8 protein-coding genes and 1 pseudogene are annotated in these 11,931 nt (G+C 44.3%); 8 read left to right on the plus strand and 1 reads right to left on the minus strand.

The genetic code is table 11. The features are described 5' to 3' along the window. The first annotated feature begins 430 nt into the window (after window positions 1–430). The 7 genes from AC2VE5_RS21210 to AC2VE5_RS21240 all read left to right on the plus strand — a co-directional run bounded on the left by AC2VE5_RS21210 (window position 431) and on the right by AC2VE5_RS21240 (window position 8,868). Window positions 431–1,645 (plus strand): DUF3102 domain-containing protein, encoded by a 1,215-nt coding sequence (locus AC2VE5_RS21210; RefSeq protein WP_486889670.1) that lies wholly within the window; start codon window positions 431–433, stop codon window positions 1,643–1,645. Window positions 1,646–2,004: 359 nt separating this feature from the next. Continuing rightward, window positions 2,005–2,259: a hypothetical protein gene (locus tag AC2VE5_RS21215; protein WP_486889671.1), complete on the plus strand. Its 255-nt coding sequence runs from the start codon at window positions 2,005–2,007 to the stop codon at window positions 2,257–2,259. Between the two features lie 147 nt (window positions 2,260–2,406). After that, entirely contained in the window at window positions 2,407–5,721 is a 3,315-nt protein-coding gene (locus AC2VE5_RS21220) for a DUF3987 domain-containing protein (protein WP_486889672.1), read from the plus strand. Between the two features lie 21 nt (window positions 5,722–5,742). Next, the gene (locus tag AC2VE5_RS21225; RefSeq protein ID WP_486889673.1) at window positions 5,743–7,167 is read left to right on the plus strand and encodes a hypothetical protein; all 1,425 of its coding nucleotides are present in this window, start codon (window positions 5,743–5,745) and stop codon (window positions 7,165–7,167) included. Continuing rightward, on the plus strand, window positions 7,142–8,170 hold the full coding sequence (locus tag AC2VE5_RS21230; protein WP_486889674.1) for a hypothetical protein: 1,029 nt from the start codon (window positions 7,142–7,144) through the stop codon (window positions 8,168–8,170). Before AC2VE5_RS21225 ends, AC2VE5_RS21230 begins: the two co-directional genes overlap by 26 nt. 19 nt (window positions 8,171–8,189) lie before the next feature. Continuing rightward, entirely contained in the window at window positions 8,190–8,435 is a 246-nt protein-coding gene (locus tag AC2VE5_RS21235; protein ID WP_486889675.1) for a hypothetical protein, read from the plus strand. A 55-nt stretch (window positions 8,436–8,490) separates the two neighbouring features. Beyond that, window positions 8,491–8,868, plus strand: coding sequence for an alpha-ketoglutarate-dependent dioxygenase AlkB (locus AC2VE5_RS21240; RefSeq protein WP_486889676.1), 378 nt, complete (start codon window positions 8,491–8,493; stop codon window positions 8,866–8,868). Window positions 8,869–8,887: 19 nt separating this feature from the next. On the opposite strand, the gene topA is transcribed toward AC2VE5_RS21240, so the two are convergent. Beyond that, a complete protein-coding gene (topA, locus tag AC2VE5_RS21245; RefSeq protein ID WP_486889677.1) occupies window positions 8,888–11,077 on the minus strand; it encodes a type I DNA topoisomerase in 2,190 nt (729 codons plus the stop codon). A 142-nt stretch (window positions 11,078–11,219) separates the two neighbouring features. Between topA and AC2VE5_RS21250 the strand changes: the two are divergent. Continuing rightward, window positions 11,220–11,804, plus strand: a pseudogene (locus AC2VE5_RS21250) (YrrC family ATP-dependent DNA helicase); the annotation flags it as partial. Between the last annotated feature and the right edge of the window lie 127 nt (window positions 11,805–11,931).

Here is an 11,931-nt window from a genome sequence, read left to right on the forward strand (position 1 = left end):
CTGACCCAGCAGGGTTTTTAGTTCGGACTTTGTCTCAGTAATCTTGAGCTTGAATACCCCAGCCATACCTCTATTTTGAACACTTCAAATACCAGTTTATCTGCGGCAGCTTAAAAAGAAAATGGTATAGACCCGATCGTGTTAGAGCGCTTAGTTACCCAGGTTCAACAAAAGATTTCCGAGAGATAAATTAGGCAAATGTCTCAATTTTGGCACTTTGGTCAATAAAATATAAAATCAAATGTCTCAACTTTGGCACTTTGGTCATCACTTCCCAAAATCAAATATCTCAATTTTGGACATTTGGTTAATAAAACATAAATCAAATGTCTCAATTTTGGACATTTGGCTATCACTTCCCAAGGTAAATGTCTCAATTTTGGACATTTGGCAGAGAGGATAGAAAATCAAATGTCTCAGCTTTGGCAATTTGGGTCAGCAAGACCGCAAGATAAATGTCTCAACTTTAGCGATTTGGCAAAGAGATAAATCAAGCAGTTTTTTCAACCAGAGCGACGGCAATATCATTAAAATTGAAAATGCTACTGTTACGTCTACCTGTGTAATGTCTATGCCAACTTCCGCTAATCCCAAAGCTTGGAAAAAGTTTGACTACGCTGCTCTTGATGCCTCAACCTCTCAGTTTGTACAGCAGCAGACTGGTGAAATCAGGGGACTGATGAAGCGGACTGTCGAAAGCATTTTTGAGATTGGACAGCGTTTAATTGTTGTAAAAGAACACTTAGGGCATGGGCGCTTTGGCTCTTGGCTGGAAACTGAGTTTGAGTGGAGTCAAGATACAGCTAGTAACTTTATTAATGTCGCTAAGAAGTTCGGCAAATTTCCGAATTTTTCGGAATTTGACATGGCAGCCTCCGCTCTTTATATGCTGGCTGCGCCTTCAACTCCTGACGCTGCACGTAATGAAGCCCTTGCCCGTGCTAAAGCAGGTGAATCTATTACTTATAAAGCTGCCAAAAGCATTAAACAAAAATATACTTCTCCTGTTGCCAAGTTAGAGTCAGCACTAAAACAAGAAGTACACCCAGCTTCGCAGTTTCCATCTACAGCACTGGTCAATACACCAACGCCGCGCATTAAGCAAGAAATTGTTACCATTCGTAATTCTACTCCAGTCGAAGTGCCATCTGTGCCAAGTCAAGGTCTGACTCCAGCAACGGACAAGGCTCTGTTATTGCCACAATCTTCCGCTTCAGCACCCGTAGAGAATGAGCGTGGTGTTTGGTGGCAGCTAGGAAAAAAACATCTGTTGTACGCTGGCGATCCTAGCTCTCTTAAGTTTTTAGCGCACGTCCCGGAGCATCTTAGTCTATTATTGGCTTTTCCATCAGCCGCTAACTGGCAGCCGCTAATAGAAGCTAAAACTCGCATTATTACTAATGAGTATTTACCTCAAGGTAAAGATGTGAGATTATTTGAAGATATGGTAGAGACGAGCATTATATTGTACTCTAATGTTAGGGATATAGTAGTTAGCTGCTTCATGCCTTCGATTGAAATTCTTTCAATTATTAATCGCCAAGACCGCCGTGCTTTGATAGCTGAATCCGATTCAGAACGAGTTAATACTATTATTTCTGACTGGAAACTGGCAGGATTAAAAGCAGAGCGTTTAGTTTCTTAAAAACCAAACCTTTAGGAGTTGACAACTGAAAAATTGCCTATACTTATGCAAATATATAAAGTTCTTTCACTGGGTTCAGCTTTGGCTGCTAAATCCCGTATAATATTCACAATTGAATAAGCTTCGTTGGTAGGGAAAGTCTGGTGCAAACAGACTATTATCTTCCGCCACCGAAGGCTCCGACCAAATACCCTTTACATGGAGGTCGAAACGTCAATGCTATTAATAGTATTGTGCAACTTTAGTGTGCCTTTTGGCAAGTTATTTTCTAAAATAATTTCAAATTCTTTTGGTTCAAAGACATTAGATAACGACAGCATAGAAATTACAGCCACCTCTAAAATCGTGAAGGTGGCGCTATGACTGTACTTCGACAAAGCTCAGTGACCTCTGCCGTCAAGGAGAAAAGTGAGTCAAGCCTGTTTGTCAAGCGTGAAATAGACGACTACGGGCAAGACACTTACAAATTTCGGATCTACGCCCAGATAACTCGCCGTCCTGGTAATAACGAAGCTTGGGAAAGTATTACTAATCGGGCTTGTGCTTGTCGCATGAGCTTAAGTCGAGCGCGCCTAGCATTACAAATTCTGAACTTGGCTGAAATTACCCAATAAAAAAGCCGGGACAACCCCAATCTAGAAATAAACCTAGACTAGACTGCCACGACCCAATAACCATCGTAAGTCTAACAAAATCTAGCCAAATAAGCATAATTTATTTTTAGGGGCTGTCTTGGTTCAACATAAATAACGAGAACCAAAATGAACTACCCATTTCCTCAAACAGATTGCACCAGCGCCCAAAAACAACTAACCTACCTCGGTTACACCTCAAACCAAGTATTTTTGCGCTTTTTCTACCACTCCGACAACCCCAAAAAAGGCGATGACAAGGGACGAAAATTAAACGCCTTGGACTGGAGAGCGATCGCATCTTATCAGCAAGACGAACGCGGCACGTATGTAGTAGTTAACGGCGCAGGCGGCGGACACGAAGACAAAGATATTAAGCAATGCGCGGCTATTTTTTGCGAATGGGACGATAGACCTATTGAAGACCAATTATTGCACTGGGAAACCCTAGGTTTTTTCGAGCCGACTTTTACTATCTACAGTGGCGATAAATCTGCTCAACCTTACTGGGTATTTGATACCCCAATAACTGTAGACGCTTGGCGGGAATTGCAACGCCTTTTAATCGAGGTAATGGAAGCCGACCCAGCCAACAAAAACTCCTCAAGAGTATTTCGCCTTGCTGGAGGCTGGCACGTCAAACCCGGACGAGAGCCGAGACGAACAGAAATAGTCCAGGAATCAGGGCAGAAATATTCTTACGAGCAATTGAGAGAACGCCTCCAAGCTTTAGTAAAACCCGCTACCCTCAGCACAATATGCCCAGAACTCCCCGTCCCCAATTACCAGCGTTACGAAGATATTTCGTTGCCCGTACCCCAAGCTGTACCAATTGAAGTTTGTTTAGCTAAAGAATCCCGTATCTTGCTGGAATCAGGCTACGCCCAAGGTGGGCGTAATCTTGGCGGCGCAAAACTAGCGCGCGACCTTATCGGTACAGCAACGTATTTACAGACCATCGGACAAAGTTTTGATGGCAACCCTCAATTGCTGCTAGAAAATTACGGCACTCGTTGCTCTCCCCCCTTGCCCACAAAAGAAATTGAATCAATTTGGGCATCGGCGGCTAAAAGCAATCCCGCTCCTAGCTGTACTGCCGATGGTGTAGAAAACTGCCTCCGCTCTTGGTACTGGAAGAACTACGTCAAGAACAATAGGGCTTACAATAATAAGCCCCACAAAGGTTTTAGCCCTAGCAGTAATCAGCCAAGCACAAGCTCTAGGATCAACTTGTGCGATCGCATAAAACATATTCTTACAAGCTACGAAACTGAATCCGCGAAAACGGCGGCATTAATGGACTTAGCTGCCGACGTTAAAAAATCGTTCAATGAAATTAAAAACCTCGCCCGAATCATTCATAGTGAGGGAGAGCAAGCAACCGAAGTAGTTGCCGCCATTGAATCATTCTCGCCGATAATCAAAAACTGCCGCAAGCGCTTAGATATCGGGCGATACCTCAATCCTATCCTTGCCGAACCACTGATAGCAAAAGCAGCCGCCATGCCTACAGCGCCAGAGTACCTGTTTAATACTCTCTTGCCTGCTTGCGCCTCAATAATTGGTACAAGCGCCAGGATCGTTATCGACCCAGTATCCGGCTATACCCAAGACTGCATATTTTGGACAGCTAACGTCGCCCATTCTGGGCAAGCCAAAACACCACCGCAAAAAGAAGTAATTTACCCTCTGGAAAAAATGGAAGGGGAAAGCAAGGAGATTTACGACACAAATCTTGCGGATTACGAACAAGATAAAAAATCTGAGGAGAAACCACCGATAAGAATGCGGCGGCTATTATCCAACGTTACGACTTCAACAAAAATCCGCATCCACCAAGAAAATCCGCGCGGTCTGCTTGAATACATAGATGAACTTGTTGCCGATTACCAACGCCTTAACCAATACAAAGGAGGCGGAAAAGGAGATGACTTGCAACTAGAGCTAAGTTTTTTCAATGGTGCTGCCTGCAACTACGACCGCCACGATGCGAGATTATTTTTAAATCGCACTGCTTTTAGCAAAACAGGTACTTACCAGTGGGATACCTTAGCGCGATTAATGAACGATGACGTAAATTTTATTTCTAGCGGCTACAGCGCCAGATTTTTGTATTGCTCAATTCTCGATGCGCCACCCCGGTATCTTGATTTACTTACTCCAAAAGCAAATAGCAATTTCACCGAGACTCTAGAGTGGCTGTACGAGCAATTAGAGGAATTACCACAGCAAGACTATTTATTAACGCGAGAAGCTAAAGTGCTGTTCCAAGCCTGGAACCACTCTTTAGCCGACGACGAAAGAGAAGAAAACTACTTTGGCTTCTCGATTGTCTACGCAAAAATCGAAGCTTACGCGGCAAGAATTGCCCTGTGGCTGCACATAGTTAACTCCATCTGTGCTGGTAAATTACCCGAACCAACGATTGACGGCGAGACAATGCGTTGCGCCATAGAAATCTCCTCTTTCTACCTGTGGCAGCAAAAACTAATTCACGGCAACAACGCGCCGACGCGAAAACTTGAAGGCATATTTTTTAAAGTCCAAACCCAGGCAGAGAAATACTTTGCCAAATCAAACCAGGGACTAAATGCTTCGTTTCTCAAAACGCGGATTAACGCGCTCAAAAGTTGGGCAACTGAGAAAATCCGCACGGTGGTATTTAAAGCGTTGGCGGCAGCAGGGCATGGGCGAATTGAGGGGGAGGGTAGTGAGATGAAATATATTCCCATCAGTCAAAAGTTGGTGGATGTTGGTGCAAAATTGGTGGAGCCACCAATAGCTCAAAGCTATACTACTGATGAAGTACAGACAGCTATTGGTGAAGCTGGTGATTTAGCAACACCTGTTTGTTTTTCTCTAGTTACAAGCCCAGAAAACCACAGCCATGAAGCTCCACCGCCATACCAACTTTTACCGGAGCAACCAATTCACCAATTCACCAACAATAACGCTGAAACTACCTTCCTAACTGGAATAGAGGTAGTTGGTGATACCACCAATAGTCCACCAATCCCACCAACTCCTAACTTAGCGCTACTAATACTGCAATCCACAACTTGGATAGAGATCAGCGAATCATTACAAAAAGACAGCCAAAAACTGATTGACGTAATGAATCAATTTGATAAAGCTCAAAGGAAAAAAATTGCTTCAGTATTAATTGAATTTCTCTGCTTTGAACCAAAAAATATCAAGGAACTTACCTGGATACCAATCAAAATGCTGGGCTGGATACTTAAGCGCTTAACATTTACTATTTCCCGGATTGGTGGGGATTTTATTGATGACGCGCGTCTTGAGCAACTTGAAAATTTGTCTTTTGTGTCTGTGGAGGGCTTGGGCAGTCAAAAAGAGCTTTGGATTTTCTCGGAAGCCTCTAGTGGCAGGAATATCCCCGTTTATGGTTCAAGCTCTATTTGTGGTATTTCGTTGAAAAATTAACCTAAACATTGGAGCAAAATTATGATTTGCGTTGCCGATGAAATATCCTTACTGACTAAGCAAGAAAACCGACTGCATACGAGCCTAGATAACTTGCGCGGACAAATAAGCAAGGTTAAGGAACATAGACAACTTGAGAAAGATTTAGCAGCAGTTTTGCGTAAGCGCCAGAACTTACAGGCTTATGATGCTTTTGAACTGGGAATGCCCGTACATCGTCTCAATTCGAGCAGACTTGGAATTGTTAAGGAATTGAAAATCACGCCTGGAGGTATGGGAGAAGTTTGGGTCAGTTGGGATGGCTTGTTGCAAATTCCTGAACAACCGAATTTGTTACAGATTGATGGTGCGACACTGGCGAAAATTATTGCTGTGGGCGATCGCATAGAAGTCCGTAATGGTCACAAAGAAGCTGGCAAAACCTTTACTGTAGAGCGGCTGTTAGCGCGTGGTGCGGTAGAGACGACCGAGGAGAGTGTTTTTGAGCGCGAGGATTGGCTGGTGGTTGAAAAAGCTGCTCAAAAACTTGTAAGGGCTGAGAGGGAGGGCGATGAGTATTCAATACATAGCGGTAGTTTTAGCCAGGAAACCAAAATGGTTACTCAGTCAACAGAAGAATTAGGTAGTAAAACGCCGGAAACCACAATCACGGTGAATACGACGGCCACTCAAATCGAGGAATTAACCGAAGATGAGGAAAAAGAGCGACATCGGTTGGAATTGAAGGTAGAACGAGCATTCGTTGAAGCTGGGTCAGCATTACGCCAATTGAGGGATGGGCGGTTTTATCGCTCTACTCATAAAACTTTTGAGGAATACTGCCAGGATAGGTTTAGATTTCAACGTCGCCATTGCTATCAACTTATTGATGCCGCAGGTGTAGTAGATAATTTGTGCGCCAATGGCGCACAAATCTTGCCAACTAGCGAACGTCAAGTTAGATTTCTGACAAAATTAAAACCAATTGAGCAATGTTCAACGTGGCAAAAGGCAGTGGAAAAAGCTGACGGCAGGGTTCCTAATGGCAAAATAGTTAAGGGGATCATAGAACAACTTAAAAACAAGTCGCTAACTTTAGCCAGTGCCTTCTGCCAAGTTGGTGATGTATTTACCTTAACTAGATTAGAAGGTGCTGAACGAAAATATAACGGCTGCTGGGCGATCGCACGAGAGCTACGAGACTTTACAGTAGTAGTTGATGTTTACGACGGAGAGCTTGCTGTGAAGCCAGACAACCTTAATTCTATTGATTTGCCCGATGTTCGCCGTCAATTGCCCCAAACGCTCAAGCGGATAAAGCGACTGAGGAATAATGTGGAAATGCTCGACCGAGGTGTTTACCACGCTCTTGAGGGCTTGGGGCGGCACATATATTTAACTGATTTTGAAGCCGACTTGTTAGCATTTATGGAAAATCGATATGGAATCAGTGAAGACAAATATTGACGGGCAGTGCGAAAAATCTCCTAAGCCCCCAATTATATATACGGCTGTGGGCTGGGTAGCTGGGACTTTTCGACCGGAAGGAAAAAAGTTCAAGGGAGTGTTTGTGACCGAAGATGGTCGTGAAATTGAAGCGTATTTACATTGGTATTTAGATCACCAAATCAAAAAGCTACAAAAACTCGAATCAACACCAGCCGATTGGTTACAGTTGGTTCATCGATGGAAAGTCTATCCTCGCACCGAGCCATTGCGCTTCGATTTAATGCAAGTAAAACCACGGGACGATGAAGCTGCGGGGAAAAATAAACAGAGTCAACTAGCCACCCTTGATAAGTTTCAAGTAGTAGGAGAAATTAGAGCAATTATTGAGAAAAAGATAATTGTGCGGGTTCGGCGCAATCAAAAACAACCTCAAAGTGGGAAAAGTAGTGGCAACTCAATATTTTTAACTTTAATTGGCACTATACCCGCAGCCGAGGTAGGACAAATCTGGGAGTTACAAGTACGACGAGTTGGCATAAAGCTCGTGATCGGCAAAGCAAAAGTATATGAGCCGAGTCCTAAAGAAATAGCATTGTTCAATCAGCTAACTTCACAGAGAAATAACGTTGATACTAATGAATCCTCTGTGCCTATTGCAGAATTAGACAAAGTAGTTCCAGAAGCAAAGGTGATTCGTGCTGACCTGTTGACAGATAAAAAGGTGCAAAAGCCGCAACAAAAAGAAGGTGTTAATCGAAACCAAAAGCAAAAGAACTCGCTACTGCCTATTGTGAATCTCATAACTCCACAAATTGAGCAAAAATCGCGCTTCACTGTGAAAGTTAATGGTCAAGTCTTTATTGGATTCAATAGCGTTAATCTAAGTAAAAGAATGCTGTGTATTGACGGCAAGCTCGTTGCCCAGAGTAAGATTGCGGTTGTGTTGGGACAGCCCAGTGCGATCAGTGCGGATGGCTCTGTAACCCACGGAAATAACCAATCCGTTCTCATGAGTAAATAACGGGGTTGAAGAGCGATAAATGCACCAAACATCATTATTTCCTAGAGCAATTCAACAGCTTGCCCCTGGAGCTAGTCATATTCCCGACTGGCTTTGCATTGATGAGCAGCAGCAATTACTGGAGCAATGTCGTAAATGGGCAAAACCACCTGCTGGTCTTTACACGCCAAGAATGCCAGACGGAAAACCCCTGAGCGTCCGCGTACTGTGCCTGGGGTGGCATTGGTATCCCTACCAATACTCGAAAACCCGCTCTGGATGGTGATCGCTTACCTTGCAAAATCTTTCCTCCACAATTGCATGATTTAGCAGTTCAAGCCTTGCGAGATACACTGCCGCAGTACGATCGGTTTCAACCGGACGTAGTAATCTTAAATTGGTACGTCCGGCAGGCAAAACTTGGGATGCACCAAGACCGCAGCGAATGGGCGTTAGTCCGTAATGCGGGTAGCCCAATTATTTCGATTAGCCTTGGCGATAATTGTTTATTTCGCTTCGGCAATAACAAAACCCAAGGCGCTCCTTATCAAGATATTGAGTTAAGAAGTGGCGATTTATTTGTGTTTGGCGATCGCGATCGCATGGCATATCACGGAGTATTAAAGATTTATCCTGGGACAGCACATCAAGCTTTGGCAATAAAGCAGGGGCGGCTGAATATTACAATTCGGGAAACAGGACTTGTGGCAGCAAAATAATAGGCAAAAAGTTTAAGTTTCAAGGCAACTCTCCAAAACTAGGACTCCACCAGCCTTTCGCCGTATGGAAGTAGACTGCTTCCTTGTGTCGATCGTTGTTTCTAGCGTAAGAGTCAGAACAGCGCAGTAAACTTTTCGTTTGCCCCTCTTTTTGATAGCGGTATTCCTCTAAAGGTTTTCGACAAATGGGGCAGGGATACTGGGTTAACTGAGTAGGCTTAACCTGGCTTGACTCGCTAGGAGTTTGCTTCTTCTGGGGTAACTGCCACTTTTTATCCCGCTCTGAATGAAACATAACCACATCTATACAGCCAGTTACACACTTAAGAAAATATTTTTTCTTCAACTTTTGGCTGGGAATTTTTGCTAAATAATTTTGACACTGGGGGCAACGCTGACGTGAATAGTTTGGCTGCACTGCTTGCTGCTGTGGCGGCAACTGGTTGGGGGTATTTTGTAGTGCAGGTTGATTGCTGAGATAACGAGGAATGACTTGCTTGGCTTTAGCTAAAGCTGGTGTAAAGTAATCGCGATTCCAGCTAGTCAAATACTGCTGCCAGTCTTGTTGCCCCTGAGAAATCGCATCCAACTTATTTTCCATCTGGGCCGTGAAATCGCTTTGAAGTAGTTCTGGTAAAGCATCGGCTAAAAAGCTGTCTACCTCCAATCCTAACCCTGTCGGTTGCAAGTTACTTTTAACAAGTTCTGCATACTGCCTTTGTTTAAGGGTTTGAATCGTTGCAGCATAGGTGCTAGGGCGACCAATACCAAGTCGCTCCATCACCTGGACTAATTTGGGTTCGCTGTAGCGCGGCGGCGGTTGAGTCTGTTTCTGTTCGTGGAGTGCCTGTTGCAAGGTTAAAGCTTGCCCTTGTTGTAGTAGAGGCAGTTGAGCATCGGCACTAATGTTGTTCCAGTATTTGGTGTAGCCAGGAAACTCAACTACTTGTCCTTTAGCTTGCCAGAAAAGATTGCCCGAAGTAGTAACAACGCGAGTTTGGCGTAATCTAGCGCTTTGACACTGAGAAGCAACAGCACGCTTCCAAATCATCAAGTAGAGCGCAAAGGCATCAGCAGATAATTCACCTTTCAATTGCGCGGAAGGCTTATAAATATCTGTAGGGCGGATAGCTTCGTGGGCTGCTTGCGCTCCTTTAATTTGTTTATGTTGGGTTAACTTCTTAGGAACGTTGTCGGGGTCGTGTGCCTGTAGCCAGCGCTGGACTTCAGTGCAAAAGTCTGGAGCTAGGGCAATACTATCTGTTCTCATATAGGTGATTAAGCCAGCCTCGTACAGGGATTGCGCCACAAGCATTGTTTTTTCTGGGCTGAACTTTAACTTTGCTCCCGCCGCTTGTTGCAGGGAAGAAGTTATAAAAGCTGGGGGAGGAGTGCGAGTAACAATTTTCCCGTCAACAGAGACAACACGGTGTGGATTGGCTATCGCTTGTTGGACTAAGCTGTCTGCTTGGGCTGCACTTAAAACTCGACTTGATTCAAGTAAGGCTTTTTCCTTATTATCGCTAGTGTCATCAAGTATTGGTGCTTGGGATGGCTCAGAGTTGGTTATGAGGCTTGTTCCTTGGTAATAAGCGCGGAAGCCTTCTGTATAGTCAACATACACGCTCCAGTAATCTTGGGGGACAAAAGCTTGAATTTGTTGTTCTCTGGTGCAAAGAAGGTGTAGCGTAGCACTTTGCACCCGCCCCATGCTTTTCGCTCCATTTTGGAGTTGCCACAGCAAGGGAGAACCTTTGTAGCCCACCAATTTGTCCAGAACGCTGCGGCATAGTCCCGCATCGACCATATTTTGGTCAAGTTGGCGGGGATGAGCGATCGCATTTCTGACTGCTGCCGGGGTAATTTCCGTGTAGACGACGCGCTGCGGGTTTTTTAGATGTAGGGCTTGTTGCAAATGCCAAGCGATCGTTTCCCCTTCCCGGTCAGAGTCAGTTGCCAAAACGACGGTCTGAACCATCCGAACTGCCGCAGTAAGTTGTTTGATAGTCTGCTGCCCCTGCTCTCGGCGCAGGACAAAGCGGCAAGTAACGGTGTTGCCTGTTAAGTCAAAGCCTAGGGAATCTTGCCCATCCGATGCTAGTTCTCGGACATGACCCATACTTGCTTTCACTAACCAGTCCGAGCCGAGGATTTGGCTGAGTTTTTTAATTTTGCCGGGGCTTTCGACAATCAGGAGCTTAGTTGCCAAGGTAGTTTTTCCTTTGCATTTCACTCTAAAATTATAGTATTTCTGTACTACGAAATTTGTTTAAAATCCCTTAAGAGGCTTGTAGTTTTATAGTTAGGGATTGAGGTACTTTTGTTTACTGCGTTTGCTGAAGGGAAAATACGTGTCTGCGGAATATGAGTCTTTGGTGGGAGTAGTCGAACGCTTGACTTATCATTCATCAGAGTCAGGGTATAGTGTAGCGCGGTTCAAGTCTCCAGGTCACAGGGACTTAGTAACGATTGTGGGCAGCTTCCCGAATATTCAAGCTGGGCAAACACTAAAGTTAACAGGTATATGGCGAGAACATCCTAAGTTCGGGCAGCAGTTTCAAGTAACGCAATATCAAGAAACAAAGCCTGCCACAATCACAGGGATAGAAAAATATTTAGGTAGTGGCTTGATTAAAGGAGTAGGACCAGTCACAGCTAAACGGATTGTTGCTCACTTTGGACTGGATACCCTAGATATTATTGAATACTCAATTGAGCGCTTGAATGAAGTTCCAGGTATTGCCAAAAAACGGGTGAAGATGATCCAGACTGCTTGGGACAAGCAGAAGGCAATTAAAGAAGTGATGGTCTTCTTGCAAGGGCATGGTGTCTCCACAACTTACGCAGTAAAAATCTACAAGCACTATGGCGACGAGTCAATAGTAACTGTCACGAATAACCCATACCAGTTAGCAACAGATATCTACGGGATTGGCGGTTGTGTTGCAAAAACTGGGTGAGAATAGAAAAGCCCTGTGGGAGGAGTTTGAATTATGCAACCACTCCAAAGATTTGATGGATGAAGACAAGTCGCTCTTTGATAGCTCCTCTGGGAACGCCAAT

Source organism: Aliterella sp. E5.1 (assembly GCF_057473825.1).

Coding starts and splice junctions, on each gene's coding strand:
- AC2VE5_RS21215 (WP_486889671.1), top strand. CDS start 2,005: ATGACTGTACTTCGACAAAGCTCAGTGACCTCTGCCGTCAAGGAGAAA.
- AC2VE5_RS21220 (WP_486889672.1), top strand. CDS start 2,407: ATGAACTACCCATTTCCTCAAACAGATTGCACCAGCGCCCAAAAACAA.
- AC2VE5_RS21225 (WP_486889673.1), top strand. CDS start 5,743: ATGATTTGCGTTGCCGATGAAATATCCTTACTGACTAAGCAAGAAAAC.
- AC2VE5_RS21230 (WP_486889674.1), top strand. CDS start 7,142: ATGGAATCAGTGAAGACAAATATTGACGGGCAGTGCGAAAAATCTCCT.
- AC2VE5_RS21235 (WP_486889675.1), top strand. CDS start 8,190: ATGCACCAAACATCATTATTTCCTAGAGCAATTCAACAGCTTGCCCCT.